The 21354-nt window shown below is 39.4% G+C and carries 20 protein-coding genes; 5 read left to right on the top strand and 15 right to left on the bottom strand.

The annotated features are described in order from the left end of the window. Positions 1–385: 385 nt before the first annotated feature. A complete protein-coding gene (locus tag F7734_RS03625; RefSeq protein WP_207714001.1) occupies positions 386–2668 on the top strand; it encodes a cytochrome c peroxidase in 2283 nt (760 codons plus the stop codon). A 74-nt stretch (positions 2669–2742) separates the two neighbouring features. Here the strand turns inward: F7734_RS03625 and F7734_RS03620 are convergent, their stop codons facing one another. Both F7734_RS03620 and F7734_RS03615 read right to left on the bottom strand, forming a co-directional pair. Next, entirely contained in the window at positions 2743–3201 is a 459-nt protein-coding gene (locus tag F7734_RS03620) for a 6-aminohexanoate hydrolase (protein ID WP_155743422.1), read from the bottom strand. Continuing rightward, entirely contained in the window at positions 3198–3422 is a 225-nt protein-coding gene (locus F7734_RS03615; protein WP_155743421.1) for a hypothetical protein, read from the bottom strand. Before F7734_RS03615 ends, F7734_RS03620 begins: the two co-directional genes overlap by 4 nt. 308 nt (positions 3423–3730) lie before the next feature. Here F7734_RS03615 and cobJ point away from each other — a divergent pair, with 308 nt between their 5' ends. Next, on the top strand, positions 3731–5581 hold the full coding sequence (gene cobJ / locus F7734_RS03610) for a precorrin-3B C(17)-methyltransferase (protein ID WP_155743420.1): 1851 nt from the start codon (positions 3731–3733) through the stop codon (positions 5579–5581). Positions 5582–5645: 64 nt separating this feature from the next. On the opposite strand, the gene F7734_RS03605 is transcribed toward cobJ, so the two are convergent. From F7734_RS03605 to F7734_RS03555, 12 genes are all read right to left on the bottom strand, one after another. Next, positions 5646–5999 (bottom strand): phage holin family protein, encoded by a 354-nt coding sequence (locus F7734_RS03605; protein ID WP_155743419.1) that lies wholly within the window; start codon positions 5997–5999, stop codon positions 5646–5648. 651 nt (positions 6000–6650) lie between these two features. Then, a complete protein-coding gene (locus F7734_RS03600; RefSeq protein WP_155743418.1) occupies positions 6651–7292 on the bottom strand; it encodes a DUF6262 family protein in 642 nt (213 codons plus the stop codon). After that, complete coding sequence (locus F7734_RS03595; protein WP_155743417.1) at positions 7285–7566, bottom strand: hypothetical protein; 282 nt, start codon at positions 7564–7566, stop codon at positions 7285–7287. The genes F7734_RS03600 and F7734_RS03595 overlap by 8 nt, the downstream gene beginning before the upstream one ends. A gap of 183 nt (positions 7567–7749) precedes the next feature. After that, on the bottom strand, positions 7750–7947 hold the full coding sequence (locus F7734_RS03590; protein WP_347566122.1) for a tyrosine-type recombinase/integrase: 198 nt from the start codon (positions 7945–7947) through the stop codon (positions 7750–7752). Between the two features lie 78 nt (positions 7948–8025). Then, entirely contained in the window at positions 8026–9348 is a 1323-nt protein-coding gene (dnaB, locus tag F7734_RS03585; protein WP_155743415.1) for a replicative DNA helicase, read from the bottom strand. Next, entirely contained in the window at positions 9341–10198 is an 858-nt protein-coding gene (locus F7734_RS03580) for a DUF6262 family protein (protein ID WP_155743414.1), read from the bottom strand. The genes dnaB and F7734_RS03580 overlap by 8 nt, the downstream gene beginning before the upstream one ends. Then, on the bottom strand, positions 10191–11051 hold the full coding sequence (locus F7734_RS61665; protein WP_207714000.1) for a tyrosine-type recombinase/integrase: 861 nt from the start codon (positions 11049–11051) through the stop codon (positions 10191–10193). The genes F7734_RS03580 and F7734_RS61665 overlap by 8 nt, the downstream gene beginning before the upstream one ends. Continuing rightward, positions 10933–12000: a hypothetical protein gene (locus tag F7734_RS61660; RefSeq protein WP_207713999.1), complete on the bottom strand. Its 1068-nt coding sequence runs from the start codon at positions 11998–12000 to the stop codon at positions 10933–10935. The genes F7734_RS61665 and F7734_RS61660 overlap by 119 nt, the downstream gene beginning before the upstream one ends. Next, a complete protein-coding gene (locus F7734_RS03570; protein ID WP_207713998.1) occupies positions 11978–12466 on the bottom strand; it encodes a hypothetical protein in 489 nt (162 codons plus the stop codon). Before F7734_RS03570 ends, F7734_RS61660 begins: the two co-directional genes overlap by 23 nt. Before the next feature lie 265 nt (positions 12467–12731). Next, positions 12732–13679, bottom strand: coding sequence for a site-specific integrase (locus F7734_RS03565; protein WP_155743413.1), 948 nt, complete (start codon positions 13677–13679; stop codon positions 12732–12734). 2 nt (positions 13680–13681) lie between these two features. Then, complete coding sequence (locus F7734_RS03560; protein ID WP_155743412.1) at positions 13682–14761, bottom strand: tyrosine-type recombinase/integrase; 1080 nt, start codon at positions 14759–14761, stop codon at positions 13682–13684. Positions 14762–14900: 139 nt separating this feature from the next. Next, the gene (locus tag F7734_RS03555; RefSeq protein WP_155743411.1) at positions 14901–15842 is read right to left on the bottom strand and encodes a tyrosine-type recombinase/integrase; all 942 of its coding nucleotides are present in this window, start codon (positions 15840–15842) and stop codon (positions 14901–14903) included. A 721-nt stretch (positions 15843–16563) separates the two neighbouring features. On the opposite strand from F7734_RS03555, the gene F7734_RS03550 reads away from it, so the two are divergent. From F7734_RS03550 to F7734_RS03540, 3 genes are all read left to right on the top strand, one after another. After that, entirely contained in the window at positions 16564–17202 is a 639-nt protein-coding gene (locus F7734_RS03550; protein WP_166481718.1) for a Uma2 family endonuclease, read from the top strand. Between the two features lie 139 nt (positions 17203–17341). Further along, positions 17342–18184, top strand: a complete 843-nt coding sequence (locus tag F7734_RS03545; protein ID WP_155743410.1) for a metallophosphoesterase — start codon at positions 17342–17344, stop codon at positions 18182–18184. Between the two features lie 691 nt (positions 18185–18875). Then, positions 18876–19106 carry a hypothetical protein gene (locus tag F7734_RS03540; protein ID WP_243146655.1) on the top strand — a complete coding sequence of 77 codons (231 nt, stop codon included), beginning with the start codon at positions 18876–18878 and terminating at the stop codon, positions 19104–19106. Between the two features lie 73 nt (positions 19107–19179). Here F7734_RS03540 and F7734_RS03535 read toward each other — a convergent pair whose 3' ends face one another. After that, positions 19180–21312 (bottom strand): hypothetical protein, encoded by a 2133-nt coding sequence (locus F7734_RS03535; protein ID WP_243146654.1) that lies wholly within the window; start codon positions 21310–21312, stop codon positions 19180–19182. Positions 21313–21354: the final 42 nt, after the last annotated feature.

Below are 21354 nucleotides of genomic sequence, written 5' to 3'. Positions count from 1 at the left end.
GCGATCGCGGTTCTACAAGCAAAACCCACGTAGGTAGGTTTCAAAATCTTGATTTTACAAGCTTTCCTTGACTTGCTCAATTCGTTTGTGTGATTTATATTATCATTTTTTAAATGAATTAAATTTATCTTTATACAGGGCAACCTTACTAGGTATTTTCTTAGAATTCTAGTAGGATTACTGTAAGTCACCAAAGAGAGCTTTACACGTTATGAGTAGTAGATTTTTTCTTTTTAGAAAGAAGAAATCTATTGCATATTCAGATTCATTAGCTTCATCAAATTGATATTTCACTAGTGAAATTCAATTGTTGATTGGATAGCTAGTAAATCTGGTTTATTGTGTTGACTTTTTTACTAACTTCAATCTAAAAGGACAATAATATATGAAAAAAAGTTGGAAGAAAAAATTCAATTTACTGCTGGAAATAGAAACTTCTGCTCGAAGAAATTTACAGTGGGAAACAGTTAGGAATTTTATTGCTCAAATCTTTAACCAAATAGGATTAAATTTTTTAGAAAAAATCCAAGCTATTTCTCTGTTAGTCACTACTTTCACAGCCAAGGTTGTACAAATTCTAAGAGTTTTACCACGCGGAATGAAAAAAGGCATGACTGTTGCTGTACTTATTACAGTGACAGTCTTAGCCGGACATACGGCATCAGCGCAGTTGCAACCACCACCAGCCCCTCCTTCACTTAAAACTGTAAAAGTTCCAGAACCCGATAATCTAGGAGAGTTTGTCAAGGACAAAGTAGCAGCAATTAAACTGGGGAAATCTTTGTTCTGGGATATGCAAATTGGCAGCGATGGGATAACAGCTTGTGCGAGTTGTCACTTTCATGCTGGAGCAGATAGCAGGTCAAAGAACCAGCTTAGTCCTGGATTGTTACGCGTGAGTGATTTAAACCTCCAAAGCCCCAACCCAGACACAAAGGTTGAAATGGGTGGAATGAACTATCAGTTAAAACCAGAAGACTATCCATTCCGCAAGCTACAAGACCCAAATAAATCTGATTCTGCTGTTTCGGCTGACACTAATGATGTCACATCTTCTCAAGGTGTGTTTTACTCTAAATTTATTGATGCTGTTCCCGGTAGTGCAGAAGACAAAGTAGAATACAAACCCGATCCAGACGGATTTACTGTGGGAAATACAAATGTCCGCCGGGTAGAACCGCGTAACACACCAACGGTTATTAATGCAGTTTTCAACTTCCGAAACTTTTGGGATGGAAAAGCTCAAGATATCTTCAATGGGGTTAATCCCTTTGGTTTAAGAGACCCTGAGGCTAAGGTCTATAAGGTCAATAACAAAAAAAGCTTGGAAGCAGTTCAAGTCAGACTTAATAATTCAAGTTTGGCTTCACAAGCAGTAGCACCATTACTGAGTAACATTGAGATGTCTGCCGACGGTCGTACATCTGCAGAAATTGGTGACAAACTTGGGTCTTCTAACAAGCGTGGGCTTCTGCACGTTGTCAGCGAGACTTTGAAGGGACGGGGACTCCTAAATATTGTCAATGATACTTTGAAAGGACGGGGACTCCTACATATCATTAATGATAAAAGTGGTACCTTGTCTAGAATGCTTGGTAAGAGATTACTTCCTATAAGACCGCTTGGAAAGCAGCTTGTAGACCCTGATGATAGTGTTTTAGGTGATGACAGCAGAGACAGGATACCGGGCTTGGAGACAAGAACTTACGCGGAGATGATTCAAGCAGCTTTTAAGGATGAGTGGTGGAATTCCAAAACAGAGATAATTCAAGTCGCAGCTGATGGTAAACCAACGATTATCAAAAAGCCAAATCGCAATTTAACAACTCAGGAATATACCTTAGAGGAGTATAACTTCCCGCTCTTCTTTGGACTTGCAGTACAATTGTACGAAGCTACACTTGTCTCTGACGATACGCCTTTCGATCGGTATCAAGAAGGTAACACCAATGCATTAACTGTTCAACAAAAAACAGGGTTAGACATTTTTCGCTCGAAGGGTTTGTGCATTTTCTGCCACAATGGAGCGGAATTTACTAACGCTTCGGTTAGTCACGTATCAAAAAACGGACGGCTTTCAAGAACGCCAGATGGTCGGATCGAAGATACTGGCTTCTTTAGAATCGGCGTCAGACCTCCTTTTGAAGACCTTGGTGTAGGTGCTAATGACCCCTTTGGCAATTCACTCTCAGAAGCACGGTTAGCAGAACAAGGGAAATTTCAGCAAATTTTCGGTCAAAACCCCAATCGCCCAATTACTTCTGTCGTTGCAGATGGAGGATTTAAAGCTCCTGGACTTCGTAATGTAGAACTCACTGCTCCTTACTTCCACAATGGTGGACAGCTCACCTTGCGTCAAGTCATTGATTTTTACAATCGAGGAGGAGACTTTCGAGGAACAGAATCCGGGAGTTTACCACCATTAAATCTGACAGAAGAGGAAAAAGAGGCGTTAGTCGCTTTCTTAAAAGGGCTGACTGATGAACGAGTCCGCTATGAGAAAGAACCTTTTGACCACCCACAATTATTGGTCACCAACGGACATCCAGGAAATGAAACTTCTGTCACTGACGATGGCACCGGAAAAGCCACGGATGGTGCTTTATTAGAGATTCCCGCTGTTGGTCGTCATGGTAGAGTCAATCCTCTGCCAAATTTCTTGGAGTAAACACGTTTTGATTTTCAATTTTCAATAAACCACGGCTGAATACAAAGAAGCCGTGGTTTATACTTTATCTGTTTCTAGCCTCCTTGTTGCCGCACCAAATAATCTAAAAGTCTATCAATTCGCGACAAAGCAGCTTCAGTAGTGCGCTTGAACTCCTGAAATTGAGATTTTTGTTCCTCATAGTTCCGGTCAAGTCGCCTCACGACTGCTTCTAAACTCTCAGTTCTGCCCTCTACTCGGTCGATTGTCGTACCTAGCTTGGTGAACAAGCGTTGTGATTCAGAAACAAAAGAGTCTACCTTACCAGACAGTTGGTCAACTCTTGTCGTCAACTGGTCGAGATGCACTTGGGTTTGGTTCTGTTTCTCACTTAGTTGGTCAAGCTGTACCTGAGTTCGGTCTTGCTTTTGACTTAGTTGGGCAAGTCCTCGGTTAGCTGACTCAGCATAAGTTGCTGCTGATGCTAGCAGTTGTCTTACTGCTGTTAAGTCGTTTTCAACTCGGTCTAATCTGCTTGGTGTGTCCTGAGTCATGCAGCACCTCTATCTTTTTTAGTTGCGTTAGTTTGGTAAGGCAGTTCGCCGCGCTCTTTAGCTTCTCTAACTCCCAACTCAATTAGGAAAGCAGCAAGATTTGCAGTAGGTCTACCTTGTAACTCGGCTAATCGCTCCAAGTCATTAAAAACTGAGTCGGGTACGGTAACTGAAAACTTTTTACTCACTTGCTTATAAAAATTTGCTCTATTTTCTCCCATAGTATCCCTACAACTATCTTCAAATCAGCTTTTTGGATGCTTTTCCATTCTATAATCTAATAAGAATATTTTTAGCATCTAATTGTATTCTTTTTTGCATTTGATTGGAATGCCTCAACTGTTAACGATCCACCACATAAGTTTTGATACCTCGAACCGATGGTTCTACCTGGGAACGAGGTGGGGGGTCTGACCCTGCATTCGTTAACAGCATCCTCAAAGAAGTTAGGAAGCTTGCAATCAATGATGCCAACTTGTTGTTTAATAGTTAAAACGCTCAATTGTTTGAGACATGAAGGTAAAATCCCTTGCTATTAGCTGAATTTTCCCCGATCGCTGCGATCGCTACCACCCCTACAGGTGTCAAAAAATTACAAACCCTATCTCAAAACGATTCTGTAAATATTTGGGTTCCAGAATCTTTAGCAGATATTCAAGGTACCCAAGTTTACACGATTCCTCTGAAAGAACACATAGCAAATCTGTGGCAAACACACCGTGCTTTTATCTTTTGTTTGGCAACTGGTGCAGTGGTACGTTTAATAGCGCCTTTGTTACAACACAAATCCACCGACCCCGCAGTGGTGGTACTCGATGAAGCAGGACGTTTTGCGATCGCTCTGTGTGGGGGGCATCAAGGCGGTGGCGATAAGCTAGCACAGTTAATTGCCTTACAACTCAATGCAACACCAGTTTTGTCTGGTGCTTCTACCAGTTTGGGGTTACCCGCAGTGGATATGTTAGGTGTACCCTTTGGTTGGAATCGGGGCGAGGGTGATTGGACGGCTGTCAGTGCGTCTGTTGCACGCTTTGAACGAGTGCAAGTCATTCAAGAAACAGGTTCTACTCTTTGGCAAACAGCTTTCAGCACTCAGCAATCGCCTTTCATTTTTCAAGAAGACTCGTCTGCCACAGCTAAAATTTGGATTACCTCCAAACTCCCTCATTCCTCCTCTCTCCCTCAAATCTACTGGCGTCCACGAGTTTTATGGATTGGAATTGGCTGTGAGAGAGGAACTTCAGCACAACTTATAGAAACGGCAATTCAACAAGTTTTTCAAAAACATCAACTAGCAGAAAGTGCGATCGCAGGAATTGCCACCATAGACATTAAATCTGATGAAGTTGGTTTGGTAGAACTGTGTCAAAAACGCAATTTCCCTTTAAAAACCTTCTCCTCAGATATCCTCAACAAAATATCCGTTCCCAATCCGTCTAAAGTTGTCGAAAAAGAAGTTGGAACCCCCAGTGTTGCAGAAGCTGCTGCTTTATGTGCCGCCCAATGTCAAACTCTACTCATTGCCAAACAAATCTTTAAATCTCCACCCCCCTCTTCCGCCACTCCTCTCCAAGGGGCAGTTACAATAGCTGTTGCCCAAGCAGAAAAAGAATACACCGATCGGACTGGGGAATTATTGCTTATTGGCACAGGACCGGGACAAATTAATCAAATGACACCAGCAGCACAAGCTGCCGTTAGTAGTGCAGATGCGATTATTGGTTACAGTTTATATGTAGACTTAATAAACCCTATTCTGAGACCGGGACAAATTGTTGAAGCTTTACCAATTACAAAAGAACGCGAACGCGCCCAACGAGCAATTGAGTTAGCAAATTGGGGATTACAAGTAGCCGTTATATCCTCTGGAGACTGTGGAATATACGGTATGGCGGGTTTAGTACTAGAAGAGTTGCAAACCCAAGATTGGGATGGCAAAACACCTAAAATTCAAATATTTCCCGGCATTACTGCCATGCAAGCTGCTGCATCTAGAGTAGGAACACCTTTGATGCATGACTTTTGTGCTATCAGCTTGAGCGATTTACTCACACCATGGGAGATGATTGAAAAGCGTTTAGAAGCAGCAGCCAGTGCTGATTTTGTCACCGCTTTATACAATCCTCGCTCTCAAACACGCATTCAACAACTTGTAACAGCCAGAGATATTTTCCTCAAATACCGCAATTCCAATACACCAGTCGCTGTGGTGCGATCTGCATACCGTCAAGACGAGCAAATTACTCTCACAACTTTAGATAAATTACTTGATGTTTCTGTTGATATGTTGACTACAGTGCTGATTGGCAATTCCAATACACGTTTTCATGCTAATTGGATGGTGACACCAAGGGGATATCTTGGGTTTGCTAATGGCTAATGGCTAACAGCTAATTGCACCATTAGCCATTAGCCATTAGCAATTAGCAATTAGCAATTAGCAATTAACCATTTGGTCGCAGAAAATAACTAATTATACTAGAAACTACTGATAGTACAATTGAACCTAGCAAAGCAGGTATAAAACCCTCGATCGTAAAACCATAACCAGGTGTGAAGACACTCGCCAGCCAGAGGGTAAAAGCATTGAGAACAAATGTAAATAACCCGAAGGTGAGTAAGGTAATGGGAAATGTGAGTATACCTAAAATAGGTCGAACGATCGCATTAACGAGCCCGATGACAATTGCTGCTATGAGGGCTGCAACAAAGTTTTTAATCTCAAAGCCAGGAACAATGTTGGAAGTTACCAGCAATGCGATAGCAGTCCCCAACCAAGTTAATAAAAAATGTTTCATAAAATTTTTCCATCTTTCTGTTCACAATATTCCTATCAAAACATAATGGGAGGGTGAGAACCCCTGTGTTTTAACCAGGGGATGAAACCCGAACGGCAGGTGCTACAACTTTGGGAACCAAAGCAACGCACTGCCTCCCCAACAGGTTTTAACAGTAGTGTTTCTTTTTCTTCATTCAAGACAAGGCTATCTACCCACTCTTCAATTAATCCCGTAATAGTCTTATCTTTTTGGGCTACATATAATATTAGTTATATACTCCACAACGTCCACAACGTATACGGGATAAAGGTTTTATCTTGTGTAGAGACTCCATAACATAAAATTAAACGCTTACATTTCAAAGACTACACAACATCTACAACATAGCTTGAATTTATATCGAGTATTGATTACCTCTCTGAGATGTTGCACGCTTCGATTAAATCTTTTTTCTGATTTTTACTAATAACTTATTATTAAAGCTGAATCACTCTCTTAGCTTCTGGGAATATTTCCGATAAATTTCCTCTCAACAACAAATTTTATACCAGCTTATACAAAATCTAAAAAGATTACAAATTATCTCTATTTACTTGAGCTTTATTTTTAACCCATCCTCCTTCTATCGCACATTTAAGCCAGCCCCCAGGACTACGAATATTCTCTGTCTTAGCGTGCTTGTTTTAACGCTTCAATAGCATTTAAAACCGTTATTTCAGTGACACTGTTAATAGTACGTCGTAATGTACTAGTAAGTTTAATACCCAATGCTCTTAGTTCTGTTTTAATGTGTAAACTCACTTCGGGCTGTTTCTGTTTAGGATATAAGTTACTTCTTTTTCGGCTTGGTATTGCGGTTTGTTGCTTTTTAATTGAGTCTAACTTAGACTGTAACTCGATATTTTGTGATTGAAGATGTTGTACTTGTACTTGATAACCCATAAACTCGTGAAGTTGACCTGCAAGAGTTTCATTAATTAATTTTAGCTCTTTTACTTCTACGTCTAACTGTTTAATCCTTGAACGAAGTTGGGTGATTATTACTTGGTTAGAAGCCTCGGTTGCCTGGGAATTTTTTGAACGAACAGGTAAAACCTGTTGGTCTCTTAATTGTTGAATTCTCTGTTTAATCTCCGGATACTTGTAAAGATAGCTAACACTAACATTGGCATATGCAGCAACAACAGACATATTTATTTTCTTTCCTTGCTTTATTATTTGTTTAATAGCTGATTCAGTTTTTGAAAGAGCTGATTCTTTTTTCTTCTGTGCAGCTGCTTTTAAATTGGATATTTGTACGCCTTTATTCATCTGATTTCTCCAGAGAATCAATAATTTTCTCTAAACTTTGTAGGATCTGCTCGTTCATTTCTACTTGTCGTTGCCAGCCATTTAACTTAGCCTTATCAATCATCTCTGTACAATGTTTATGTTGTTCTTTATGTTGACTAAGAAATTCAATTGTGGTACGAAAATCATTACAGGTAAGGCAAGCGTTGGCATGGGGACAGGCACCTTTAATCATCGGTCGAGCGCATGAACCATTTGGTAATGCTTGAGCCAAAATATTGGTTCTTTCGTACATAGCGTGCTAAATTTTCATTAAAATCTACAAGTATGCTTGTATTTACAAGGCTTACAGGCACTTATAATTTCAATTTTAACAAGGAGTAACATTTTGAAACTAATAATAGCTGTAAGCTAAGCCCAGCAATAGTTTTAAGCTTATTTTTCTACAATTTTAGCACGCTAAGTACGCAAGAGCCGCTTATTCTTTCTCTTCCAAGCTTCTCTTCTTTGACCAATACTTTTCATATTCTTCTCTCAAATCTTCATCAAGTAAATGCACGTAAGTGTTTACAGTAGTTTGAATACTGGCATGACCTAAACGTTTTTGAACGTAAGACATATCCCATCCAGACTTAATTAATTCTGTAGCAAAAGTGTTATGTAATACATAACGTATACAATGATTTCACTGTAAGGCATTTATTGTTATTAATGCTTTATACAACGATAGATATCTCGTGAACAATAGTAGCGGTTATTGTTTTATCGAAACTACTGCATCATGAAATGTTCCAGTTGAAGGAGAAAATAATACTTGACAAATTCCTGTAGCACCATTACGGTTTTTAGCTATATTAATTTCCATGACTCCTTTATGTTGTGTATCCGAATTGTAATATTCATCTCGATAAAGCAGCAGTCCTATATCCATATCTTGTTCAATATCACCTGAATCTTTTATGTCAGCCATTGTTGGGCGTTTATTTGTTTGATTTTCTACTCCCCTATTAATTTGGGCTAATGCTACAAAGGGTACATCAAATTCTTTAGCTATATCCTTAAACGCACCGGAAAATTTACCAATTGCTTGCGCTCTATTACCTGCTGCTCTATCCCCTAATTTTTGAATATAGTCCATCACTACTAAACCTAAATTCCCCCTTTCTGATTTGATTCTCCGCAGTACTGAACACATTCTAGATGGATTCTGAATACTGGCAGGTGTATCGTCAATAATAATAGGTAGCTGCTTGAGAGTCATTAAACTTTGTTTCAAGTTTTCTATCTCGTCTCGGTATACTTGATTCTGCCTCAGTCTACTAGAATCAATGCCTGAATGCATTGCTAAAAATCTTCTAATCAATTGTGGTTTAGACATTTCCGCTGAAAAGAAAACTACAGGGAGTTTTTGCTGCATAGCAATATAATTAGCGAAATGGCATGCCAACCAAGTTTTTCCCATTGAAGCCCTAGCCGCAATGACAATTAAATCCTGTTTAATTAATCCTCCAGTTAAGCCATCTAAATCAGTTAATCCTGTAGAAAATCCTGATTGATGCCCTTGCTGTAATTCAAGAAAGACTTCATGAAGGCAGGTACTGATAACTTGCGGTTTAAATTTATCTTGCTTAAAAGCTGTTATCTGAAAAATTTTACTTTCTGCTTGTTCTAGTACGGATTGAGTTTTTAAGGTGACATCATATCCTAAGTCTGCTATCTGATGAGCAGCGCTAATTAGCTGCCGACGTTGATATTTCTCTAATACCAGAGATGCTAGGTGGTCTATATTTACTGCTGATACCGTTCTATCCACTAGTTGGCTTAATCTATTTCTACCACCTGCTTTAGTCAATAATTTCTGGTCAGATAACCTTGAAGTAAGCGCTAAAAAATCTGTTGGTTTATTTTGATGGTGTAATTCTAATGCTGCAGTATAAATGTGTTGGTGAGCCAAAATATAAAAAGCATCTGCTGGCAGAATATCAATAATTCTACTCAGAGCGCTTGGGTCTAACATTATGCCACCAAGTATACTTTCTTCAGCTTCTATATTTTGGGGAGATATTTTATCAGTCATCAGATGACTCCTCAAAAATAGTATTAATATTTATAATTTCTGATAAAGAGACTAATTCTCTATCTGGTTGATTCTGTGATAAGATTTCTGGCTGAGATAGCGCTCCTTGTGACTGAGATTTTGGTTGTACAGCATTCTCAGGTTTTTTCCAACGCTCTTTGATGGCACGAGCTAACCATCCGCCTGGATTATCAATATTTGTTCGTGATTGCTCGTATTTATAATATTCAATTGCTGCTAACACGTCGGATTCTGTTACCGCTTTAATTTGTTTGATTAAATTCTGATTAATTTGGATATTTAACTTCTTTAGCTCTGATGATATGCTGTCACTAACAGGTTGTGAGTTTTGAGAAAGAGGAACAACTTTACTCTCATTAGTTGGTTGAGTTTCTTCTTTTAAGCGATTTTGCAATGTTTCTATAATTTGCTTTTGACGCTCTACTTGTTCAAGCAAGGAATGTACTCGATATACCTGTCCTGCTAGTGCAACATTATGACGTTTAAGTTCTGTATTCTCTTGCTCGAATTCGCTCAGCCGTTTTTTAAGGCGTTCCACTATTTGGGAATGAGCTTTAGCTGTAACAGGAGGTTGTACAGTTGGACTTGTCGGCATTGAAGACTGTTGGTTACGTATTTGAGCGATGTGTGCTTTCAATTCGGGATATTTGTACAAATAGGGAACACTGACATTTGCTTCTTTGGCAATAGTTTGGAAGTTAATTTTTGCTCCATTTTTTTGTAAGCGCTCAATGGCGAGAAGAACTTTCTCTAAAGTTTTCTGTTTTCTAGCTAATTGTGTTTCAGTGAGGGTTTTAATTCGAGCTTCTTTGAGATCCTCTTTACTCATTATCACCTCCTGAGAAGCTAGCAATAATTTTGTCTAGTTGGTCAGCCTGTCGTCTAAATTGCTCAACTAATACGTCATGTCCTGCTGCGGTTGCTCGTGATTCTTTTAATCTCAGTTCATCACGGGTTTTAATGTACAAAGGTAACTTTTCTGCCACAGCAACAAAGTGTTGATGACAGGTATAACAGGCACGAAACTTATCGCAATGTTGGTCTAAAGGCAACCCGCAATAACCATAAATTGGGGTGTTAATATGGTCGCCCGTCAGGTAAAGCTGATGTGCGTCTCGGTTTGACCAAAAGGATTTGGGTAAAGATTCATAGTGCAATGCTTTCCCCTCAGCATTTACCAGAGCTGTTTGAATAGCGAGAGTCTCTTTTTCTATCGAGGTACAGCTTACATATGTATAATATGTGCTGGTTGTTTCTAGGTTTTTATGTCCAGCCCAAGCACTTACGACTGCTAGGTCATGTCCTTGTTCAAAAAGTTGTGTTAAGCGGGTAGGTCTTACCAACCGAGGGCTAAATGTTGCTAATTCACCATTGTCATCCCGCAAAGAAAGAGTTTTGATTAGACAACGAATTGCTGTTTGTAACGGACTACCACTTGCAGGAATTATCTTCTTAACAGGCTGCATTTTTGGATGATTGAGATGACTGGAAGAAAGTCCTTGATAATGACAAAATAAGTAGCTCCATTCATCACCCCAAAGTTTATTGATATATTCCACCTGCTCAGTGACAACTTTTACAAGAATTCTTGTCACAGGTACTTCGTGTTGGTCTTTCCCTTTTTTCCGGTTCCAAACTATCTTCCAATAACTGCCTTCTTGAACTAAGCAATCTTTCTTCAAGTAAGCGTGCCTCAGCAGGCCGCATTGCCGTGAAGAAAGCGATAATCCACATTCGAGCAATTGGGTCAGGTAGTTTATGTAAGTTTTTCTCAATCTGCTCTCGAACAGTATCTGGGATGGGGTCGGGATTATTTTCTCGGCGTTTGGGAGAGTCTCCCCATCGAATAATATCTTGGTCACTCATTTCAAACCATCCTTGAGCATTACCAATGAAGAAGAAATTACGTAATACTCCCAAGCGATGTCTTATCCCCTCTTCGCCAGTGTGTTTTTTTTCCGATGTAATAAAATTGATAATTACACTCCGATTAATATCAGAAAATTCTCGGATATTTGCGGATATTATATAACGAGAAAAAAACCTTAAATTACTCAGATGAGTTAAAAGAGTAGAAGAAGGTTTATCTAATTTACAAAGATGATAAATATATTTTTTCACCAAGAGCTTAAACCAATCTGGCTGCACTTCTTCAAAATGGGCGATAAATCTATTACTGTTGTTATCAAAAACTGAAGTCAGAATGGCTCTTAAATCCCATCGGTCATCTTGAAAATTAAAGGGTGTCACCTGATTGAATTTTTGAGCAAACCGACTTAGATTTCTTTGGGTTAGCTCAATTGATTCCGATGTAAATCTTTGACATTTCCTACACCTAAAATGTTTTTTGTTCTTCGCAAATCTCTCAAAATAAATGTCTCGACCCTGACAATTTAAATGAGAGCAAACGAATCCGTCTATTTGATAACCTTTATACCAGACGATGTGGTTAATATCTACAAATTTTTCGACTTTTATTTCACAAGATTCTTGAACTTGTTTCTGACAATTCGAGCAGCAAAAACGTTGTTGAGAACTTTGACTCTTTCCAGATAACTTCAAACCAACCTGATGGCAATATGGACAAGTAAATTCTCTTTGATAATCTTTAATCCAGTGAATTATAATCATCGATATTCTCCAAGCGTTTTATCAGATTAATTAGGTTATTCCGGTCGGATTCTAGCCCCTGTCGCTGCCGAATCATTCCTAAATCTTCAGCAATTTTTATCTCCGATTCAACTCGTTGCAAATCTGACTTAAGGTAAACTAAATCATCAGTAGAAGCACGCCAATGCTCGCATCGCCAACAAGCATTAACTGTTGGGCACGGTGCTTTTAAAGTTGGTCTATGACATTCTCCATATTGAGTTGTAATTTGATACATTTTGCGACGGACAAATTCAGTTATCGGATTTTTAGGTTGATGTCTGCTGACTAGACCTGTAATATCAACATACTTTTTCTCTTGCATTAGTTCCTCATATTCTGCTCCTAAAACTTGTTTTAAAATGTGTTTATAGTGGCGTTGCATATCTAAAGAACGGTGCCTCAGGTATTTTTGAATAATTAAATCTCTTACCCCGGCATTGGTCATTATCAAAGAGACGCGGGGCGTAGAGACACGGAGACGCGGAGAGTCGCTACGCCCCGCGTCCGGGGCGACAGCCCCAAAGGGTCTAAAACCCCAATTTCTATAAGTTGCCTCAAGTAGGTTGGGGTTCAATCCCCATCTGAAATATCTCCGCGTCCCCGCGTCCCACAGTCTCCGCGTCTCTTCCTTGAATGTGGCGATAGTTCTCCGAAATTGGTGAGATGTAAAGTGCCAAATTTCTCCCTGCTTGTCCCGAATTTCACATTTTTTAGCCAGTCGGTTTAACCGTCATATTAAATAAATGATTAGGCATGATCTCTGGATAAGCCTCAAACACCATTTCATCTAATACTGTGCCATCACTCTTTTTTGTTAATGTTTTCCATCCTCCAGCTTTACTAGTACAAAACAAATGATTGTAATGCTCGCTAAATACCTGAATGATATACAATTGTTGTTCTTTAATCACAACAGCTAAATCTTCTGGTATTGGTAATTCGTCTTCTATGCCATATTTTTCTGTTGTTATCCGTATCCGCCACTGGCTACCTCGTTTTCTCAGGCAATCATAAGGCATATTTAATAGTTCGCCAACCCTCATTCCTGTAGTTCTTATAACTAAAATCATTCTTTGTATTGGTTCAGGTAAATGATGAAGATTTGACTCTAACTGGTTCCAAACTTCTTCAGGAATATAATTAATTTCGTCATTAGAGGGGTAAAACCTTCTACGTCTACCTTTAAACCAATACGTACTAACATCAAACCATCCTTCTAATCTACAAGTATCAAAAAATGCTACTAAGGTGGCATAATATCTATGAATTGTTACTTCTTTCAGGTTTTTGGAGCGTAAATAGTAATCAAAACTTTCAAAGATTCCGTTATTTATTTGTTCAAAGCTATATACATATTGCTCTTTCAATACGAGGTCAAATTTTTGGAGATTATAAACATCTCGTTGAATAGTAGCAGCACTCGTACCATTATTAACTCTCAATAAGATGTAGAGTTTAACAACTATTTTTAACCAATCTTGTGAATACTCAGCAAAATTTAATAGAGAAAATTTCCTATGGAATGGTGCTTTTAAGCATAAATCTGAGTCCAAGCTCCAACAATCGAGGAGCAATAGTGGGTTATTTAATAATTTTTGAGTTGATTGATTTTGGATAAGATGCGCCGAAACTACTGCATCTAAATTAATACTACTCATGTTTACTGCTCCTCTTGTTCAACTATTTTCATCAATTGCTCTGACTCAACAATGTGGGAGTAAACATCCAAAGTCGTCTGAATTGTTGCGTGTCCTAATAAATATTTAACTCGCTCTACTGGATGTCCTGCTCTGAGCATGCGATTTGCGAACGTATGACGGAATAGATGGGGGTAAACTTTAATTCCGGTTTTTTTAGAAAGCCTCTGAAACATTGTATTAAGTACTTTAGGATTCATCGGTACACCTACATTGCCCTCCCAAATATTTACAAATACGTAGTCTGATTCCACTTCTGGATATTCGTAAAGCAGGTAATCGTTGTATAGTTGCAGCAATTCAGGAGTTACATGGATTACCCTTTCAAGTCCTTTTGCTCTGGCTCCGTTTGGATGATTGCGCCGTTTAATAACTCGAATACTATGGTCATCAAAATCCCCAATATCTTTATGACATAGCCCCAACAGTTCCCCCTTTCTTATACCCGTACTGTTGAGCATCAAAATAATGAGTTTATCTCTTAGTCGATTGCAGGCATTAATCAAGATTTCAATTTCTTTAGGAGTTAAACAACCAGGAAACTTTTTTGGTTCTTTAAGTTTGACCAACTTCTGTCTTGTTGGTTTAGACTTTGCAATACCTGCTAGTAAACCTTTACGAATTGTGGAGCGAGTGTTGAAAAAGCGGTCAAATTGTTTAGGGTCAATAGCTCCAGAAGCTACATGATATTCATAGAAAGTGGTTACAGCCGTAACTGCTAGATTAATGCTGCGTTCTGACCTAATAGCCTTAACTGCTTGCATTGAGACAATCTTGCTGGTGTCTCCTACCCTCAACCAATAAACGAAATCTTCTAGATCTGGAAGTTGCACCTTGTGCCAATGTAAGTTTTTACTTGATAAAAACTCCCACCAACCTTTTAGTGCGTAAGCATATGTTTCTACGGTATTGGGTGATTTCAAGGAGCATAGATAGCTCAGGTATCGTTGAATCGGGTCTACCACTTGGTAATCTTCATCCAACATTACCCAAACTGTATCAAGAGTATTGGGGTCAATCCCCTTCTGGAGTTTTAACTTCATTCTCTCACCTTATACTACTAGTGTAGTATATGTAGTATAAAAGTTTTTTTTACTTGTTGTCGAAACTTTTAAGATGTGTTTACTTATCTTTATATAACAAAACAATTTCTCTTTGTTGTTGTTGTTGTTTAGTAATTATTTATAGTATTGCTTTATGTGTATGCCTTAACAAATGGGGAGAAACATGGATCCCAGTTTTCTCAGATAAATCTTGGAACAAAGCTTTTGCTCTTGATACCTTCATTGGTTCTCCAATTTGCCCACTTTTAATATTAACGAATACATAATCACAGTCAGCTTCAACTGGATACTCGTCTATTAAATAGTTAGAATATAACCGCATTAAATCAATATTCACAGCTAGGAGACGCTCAACTCTTGACTTTGCTCTTGCACCATTTATATTCTCTCGAAAGCGCACAAAAATTTCATTTCTACCTTCAGTTAGCATATCTTCATGGCGTAATCCTAATGCTTCTCCTATTCGTAGTCCTGTCTCATAAAGAAGGCAAATTAAAAACTTATCTCTCAATGTATTACAAGCTTTTATTAATTGTTGAACTTGAATCGAAGTTAAGCATTTGGGAAATCGCTTCGGCTCTTTAACTTTCAGTAATCGCTTTCTCACTTGAGATTGATTAGCTATCCCATACAAAAATGGTTTGTATTGAGATGGATACGCCACTTTATTAGTTGTTAATTCTACTCCGGAAAAATTCCCTAGACGTGCATGAAACTCGTCAAAGCTACTGATTGTAGAAAGAATTTGATTAATAGTTCGATTCGTCCGAGTTGCCTCAGTCGGAGTTATTGGATAAATTCCTGGGTTAGGATTACGTAGCCAATGAATAAATTCTGCCAATTGGTCTAATTTTATTGTTTTCCAATCAAGCCCCTCGTCTTGCAGAAATTCCCAATAAAGCTTGAGATTTTTTGCATAGCTCAAAATTGTGTTTGGACTCCGGTCTAAGCTTTCTAGATATCTCAAATACGTTTGTATTGGCTCGATTGGCTCATAGTTGTTGTTTAACACTAAGACCACCGTTTTACCCAGAGGTGTCTTGCCTTTCTGTAACCTCACTTCTTTGATGTAGTAACTACGATGATTATCTTAGCGCTCTTATGTAGTATGTATACTACAAATTTACATAAAATAACAATTATCGGGTCTTTCCTACTGTTGTTGTTGTTGTATATAGTTTATTTGGAGGAGTTTATAACAAAATTTTGTACAGATTCCGACAGCAAAGTTAAAAGAAAGAATTAAGCAGTTATGTGAGGAAGTAGGAATACAATTTCACGAAACTGAAGAAAGCTACACCTCGAAAACGAGCTATCTAGATAATGACTTTTTACCAGTGTACGGTGGTGAAAAACCCGCCAATTGGAAACCTTCTGGAAAGCGTGGGAAAAAAGGTGACGGCATTGGTCGTGGACAATATAAAACCGCAAAAGGTTGGTTCATAAATTCGGATGCTCACGGGGCAGCCAATATCATCCGTAAAGTAGCCATACAGCTAGGGATTTCTCTAGTCAAGGTGGGTAAGGGGTGTTTGACAACCCCTAAACGATATGACGTGTTTAGTTCGCTAACCAAGTTGTATCGTATGCGTTGTGAACAGGTTTTAATGCCAACTACATAACTTTTTGTAGGAAATTAGTATTTGTTTCAATTAATAAATTTGTCATCTTGTCCAGCACAGTTCTTGACTCGACCAAATGAATAATTGTGAACCCGTCTAAAAACAATACAAAAAGTTACGAAGCGTGGCAACAGTTGAGCGTAGTAACAACGTGCGCGAATCCTCCGAGCTTTAGCCGGATGGAGTGTCAAGAACGTAACCACTCGGCGACTAACTCTTGAGGAATATCTCAACTATGACAACGGTTCGGACGCGCAATACGAACTTGTTGCAGGAGAATTAATTGCAATGCCGCCGGAAAGCCCTTACAATTCCACAATTGCTCTTTACCTGCTAGTAGAGTTCCTCAAGTTTGTTCCCATACGTAGATTAAGTCATAAAGATATTGAGATTGTAGTGAGTGGTGCCCGTACTACAGCACGTCTTCCCGATTTAATGGTTTTAACTGAAGAATTGGCAGAAGCACTACAGGGTAGGCGTCGCGGAACCATTACCTTAGATATGCCACCTCCTGCACTCGTTGTTGAAGTTGTTTCTCCTGGTAAAACGAATCAAGATAAGCCGGGTACGGCTTGCGCCAAGGGCGAACGGGATTACCGCTACAAGCGTTCCGAGTATGCAGCTAGAGGAATTTTGGAATATTGGATTGTCGATCCTGAAAAAGCTCAGGTAATGGTGCTGACACTGGTGGACGGTTTTTATGAAGAAGCCACTTTCAAAGGGTCTAAAGTGATTCAATCTCAAGTGTTCCCAGCATGGGAAATGACTGTAGAGAATTTGTTCAAATCCGGACAGTAAAACCTGGTTTCTGCAAAAGTTTCAACAAAAAACACAAATCTTTTCATAAATTTTTAGATAAGGCATCTGCAATAACAGATTTATTTAGATAATGATTTGTTAAGCTGTAAGCGCTGGTACGAGGAGCAATGTCAGCGCAATGCACTGGTTGTTATCTGGACGTTTGAGAGTAGAAAAGTTAACGGTTAAGATAAAAGACTTACCAGAATCGTTACAAGGTACGAAGCTGGTACATCTATCTGACTTACACTATGATGGCTTGCGATTGTCAGAGAAAATGTTACAAGAGGCGATCGCAATTAGCAATCAAGCTGAACCCGACTTAGTTGTACTTACAGGTGACTATGTAACTGACGATCCATCACCCATTCAGCAACTGGTGCTACGACTCAAACATCTCCAAAGTCGTGCTGGAATCTATGCTGTTCTGGGCAATCACGACATATATTACAAACGTTCAAAAGCCACAGTCACCGATGCACTTAACAGCATTGGTGTTACAGTGCTTTGGAATGAAATTGGTTATCCATTTGGACAAGAACTACCATTCGTGGGGTTAGCTGACTATTGGTCGCAAGAATTTAACCCCAAATTGGTGATGGATCGGTTAGACTCTAGCAAACCGTGTATCGTACTATCTCACAATCCTGACACAGCCGAGATTTTGCAAAAATGGCGAGTCGATTTGCAATTATCCGGTCACACTCACGGTGGTCAAATTGTGCTTCCAATAGTTGGACCCGTCGTGGTTTATTATAAAAAGTTTGTTCGCAAAGTTTCTAAAAAAATCCGGCGCTGGGTGCCTTATTTGCGAGGAGACTGCGCGAAAGTCGTCAAACATTGGGAATGGGCGCAAGGTTTCCACACAGTAGGCACAAATCAGCTTTACGTCAATCGCGGTTTGGGAACTTACCCCCCAGGACGTTTGTTCTGCCCGCCAGAAGTGACGATCGTTACTTTAGAGAAGGATGAAAAGAGCTAGAGAACAGGGGTGGAGTCCAACAATTAACCGCCAAAAGCTACTCTAGATTATTGCAAGCAGCTTCTGGCGGTTTATGGGAAATTCGATCGATTGATAAAAAAACAGAAAGTAACTCAACTAAGGTGGACAGAATTCGCAATTAAACCCGTTCAGAAATTTGTGTTCTTCATATTCCAGCTAGGCAGGCATTTTTGCTGTGCGTTCAAAAACCTCCAAATTAACTCAATAAATTCATCTTTAGGCGAAAACACATTTACGGAACACAAAACCTGACTGGCGATCGCGAACTTACTAGATGCAGGAGGCACTTGGCTCTAGTAAGCACTTTTGACTGAAGTTCTTCACTTGTTTAGTGCCATATGTTTAAATTAACATGCCTTTTTGGTAACAGTCTAAATTTTTACCTTATTTTATGACCCTTAACGTTCTTTAATATTCTCTTAAAATTTCGATAACTTAGCTAGTAATCCGTGTCATTAACGTTGCTAGGCTGTCGAGACTCTATACCATCTCGTTCTATACCATCTCGTTCCCAGCCTCTGGCTGGGAATGCCTTACGGGAGGCTCCGCCTCCTGTGCTCTACCACAGAGTGCGAGGCGGAGCCTCGCGACCTGCATTCCCAGCCAGAGGCTGGGAACGAGAGAGGGGGGTCTATCCACCAAATCAGGATTCGCACAATATATTGCAGAAATGGTAGCAGCACAATTATTTAATAAGCTAAAAGAAAATTCATTGAAAACAATTTATAGTGTGGTGACCATCGGGACTATTTGGCAGTTTTTCAAATTAGAAGACAAAACTCTTTCAATAGATTTAAGCGAATATTACATCAAAGATGTCAAGAAGATTTTGGGAATTTTAACAAGTGCAATTAGGCAAAGTAGTAGCAAATGGGGAATTGGCGCTCTAGAGACTGAGTAGAATTTATTTACAGAGAGACTGCTCTTAACAAATGACCAATGACCAATGACAAGCTAACTGTAATTGTGACGACTTATTTACATGGTAATAACTTAATTGTCTTATCTCCACTGCCACTTGCTGCCAAAGTTTTACCATCTGGGCTAAAGGCAACACAATAAACAGCATCGTCATTGGCTGTAAAAGATCGAATTTCTTGACCTGTATCCACTTGCCAAAGCTTTACTGTTTTATCTCTACTACCACTTGCCAAAGTTTTGCCATCAGGACTAAAGGTGACGGAATAAACATCGTCTGTATGCCCTGTAAGCGTCTGCAATTCTTGACCGTTAGGTAATTGCCACATTCTGATAGTCTTGTCGCTACTGCCACTTGCAATGTACTTTCCATTGGGGCTGAAAGCAACAGAGTTCATGCCTCCAAAAGAATCAGGATTTCCTTTAAGAGTTAAAAATTTATCCTCAGATAAATACCAAATTTTGATAGTTTTATCATTGCCAGCACCTCCACTTGCTAAAATCTTACCATCAGGGCTAAACGCAACGCATAAAACTTCATCATAATGTCCTTGAATCGTATGTATTTCTTTATAAGTATCTGTAGACCAAAGTTTAATAGTTCTATCTTTAGAGCCACTTGCTATAGTTTTCCCATCAGGGCTAAAAGCAACAGTATAAACTTTGTCTTTATGCCCGGTAAAAGTGAAAAGTTCTTCTCCTGTCACAACATTCCACAACTTAACAGTTTTATCATCGCTTCCACTCACTAAAATCTTGCCATCCGGACTAAATGCAACAGCATTCACTCGCGAAGGTTCTTCTCTCCCTAGAAGAGTGCGGGCTTCCTTTTTGGCGAGAACCCAAATTTTTATAGTTTTGTCATGACTTCCACTTGCAAGAACTTGTCCATTAGAACTAAAAACAACAGACATAACTCTATCTGTATGTCCCTGAAGGACACTTTGAAAGAGTATTTCCTGCACGATTGTAGATGCAGGAATATCTGGTGTCGGTGGTACTGTTTGCTGATTAATCTGTGGATTCAAGGGTTGTTGTAAGGTAACAGGTGCTGAGAGTTGAGTGTTTTGTGGCTTTGTTGGTGTTGGGGCAAGTAATTTGACATTTGCTTGGGGTAATTGAGTCTCAAAATTTTTGGGTTGTCCGCTTTCTGTCTCATTTTCAAATTGAGGTTTTGTCTTGGTGACTAACTCGGTTAACGCTTGTACTTCTGTTTGGAGTTGAGCGAAGCGGTTTAAACATTCTTGTATCTGCTTTTGAGTACTGTGACTCAGTTGTTGTGTAAAAGCATCAAGCTGAGTGAAACGCTGTTCCCAATACTGCAAACCTTGCATCTGTTGTTGGGTGGTTTGATTGAGGTGCTGTTTAAAAGCATCCAATTGAGCTAAACCTTGAGTGACGGGTTCAAGCTGTTTGAGAGTGTTGGCACTCAGTTGTTGCATTCCTGTCTCGATTTGAGTGAGACGTTGCTCCCAATGCCGGAGTTCCTGAAGTTGTTGTTGGATAGTTTGATTTAACTGTTGTGTTAAAGCATCTACTTGGAACAAATGCTGATTAAGCGGATTCATTTGATTTTGAGTATTCTCGCTTAATTGCTTGACAAAAGCATCAAGCTGAGTTAATTCCTGTCGAAAAGCATCAATATTTTGTGTTTGCTGATACCTTTGTAATTCTTCTACTTGTTGTTGAAATGCAGTTCTCAAATCTTGAACAGTTGTCTCAAATTGTTCAAGACGCTGCGTAAAGGTATCTAAACTTTGCTGTTGGTTGTTTTGGAGTTGTTCGAGCTGTTCTCCTGTGGTTGTACTGAGTTTTTGGGTGAAAGTATCAAAGTTAGCAAGACGCTGGCGGAGTGGATCGAGAAGTAGATCTTGTTTGACAAGCGTTTCTTGCTGGTTCTGTCGGTGCAAGTACTTTAACCGTTCCCGATTGGCAACGTTTAAGCAAACTGAGATTGTGAGGGGAGTTGCTACATAAATCATTTGTTGAGTGAGGGTTGTTGCGACTAATCCTAATGCAGAGAGAGAAAGTGAGGCGTATTCGCTAACTTCTAGCCAATTGACTTTGGTCATAATGGGTGGTCTGCTGTGGTTGGTACTTGGAGAGAAAACAGCTGGATCTGGCAACGCGATTTTAAAGCCTACCTTCACTTTTCCATGAAACAAGACAAACTGTGCTTGAATTTTCATTTATGAAGGGGTGGGGGTAGGGTAGGGGTAGGGATTAGGGGT

The organism is Scytonema sp. UIC 10036 (genome assembly GCF_009725235.1).
Note: the sequence above shows the minus strand (reverse complement) of the source record. Positions and strands in the feature narration are given on the sequence as shown.

Bases quoted from the DNA above. Each gene is read 5' to 3' on its own strand.
- F7734_RS03625 (WP_207714001.1), top strand. From the start codon at position 386: ATGAAAAAAAGTTGGAAGAAAAAATTCAATTTACTGCTGGAAATAGAA.
- F7734_RS03620 (WP_155743422.1), bottom strand. From the start codon at position 3,201: ATGACTCAGGACACACCAAGCAGATTAGACCGAGTTGAAAACGACTTA.
- F7734_RS03615 (WP_155743421.1), bottom strand. From the start codon at position 3,422: ATGGGAGAAAATAGAGCAAATTTTTATAAGCAAGTGAGTAAAAAGTTT.
- F7734_RS03605 (WP_155743419.1), bottom strand. From the start codon at position 5,999: ATGAAACATTTTTTATTAACTTGGTTGGGGACTGCTATCGCATTGCTG.
- F7734_RS03600 (WP_155743418.1), bottom strand. From the start codon at position 7,292: ATGAATAAAGGCGTACAAATATCCAATTTAAAAGCAGCTGCACAGAAG.
- F7734_RS03595 (WP_155743417.1), bottom strand. From the start codon at position 7,566: ATGTACGAAAGAACCAATATTTTGGCTCAAGCATTACCAAATGGTTCA.
- dnaB (WP_155743415.1), bottom strand. From the start codon at position 9,348: ATGACTGATAAAATATCTCCCCAAAATATAGAAGCTGAAGAAAGTATA.
- F7734_RS03580 (WP_155743414.1), bottom strand. From the start codon at position 10,198: ATGAGTAAAGAGGATCTCAAAGAAGCTCGAATTAAAACCCTCACTGAA.
- F7734_RS61660 (WP_207713999.1), bottom strand. From the start codon at position 12,000: ATGATTATAATTCACTGGATTAAAGATTATCAAAGAGAATTTACTTGT.
- F7734_RS03570 (WP_207713998.1), bottom strand. From the start codon at position 12,466: ATGACCAATGCCGGGGTAAGAGATTTAATTATTCAAAAATACCTGAGG.
- F7734_RS03565 (WP_155743413.1), bottom strand. From the start codon at position 13,679: ATGAGTAGTATTAATTTAGATGCAGTAGTTTCGGCGCATCTTATCCAA.
- F7734_RS03560 (WP_155743412.1), bottom strand. From the start codon at position 14,761: ATGAAGTTAAAACTCCAGAAGGGGATTGACCCCAATACTCTTGATACA.
- F7734_RS03545 (WP_155743410.1), top strand. From the start codon at position 17,342: ATGCACTGGTTGTTATCTGGACGTTTGAGAGTAGAAAAGTTAACGGTT.
- F7734_RS03540 (WP_243146655.1), top strand. From the start codon at position 18,876: ATGGTAGCAGCACAATTATTTAATAAGCTAAAAGAAAATTCATTGAAA.
- F7734_RS03535 (WP_243146654.1), bottom strand. From the start codon at position 21,312: ATGAAAATTCAAGCACAGTTTGTCTTGTTTCATGGAAAAGTGAAGGTA.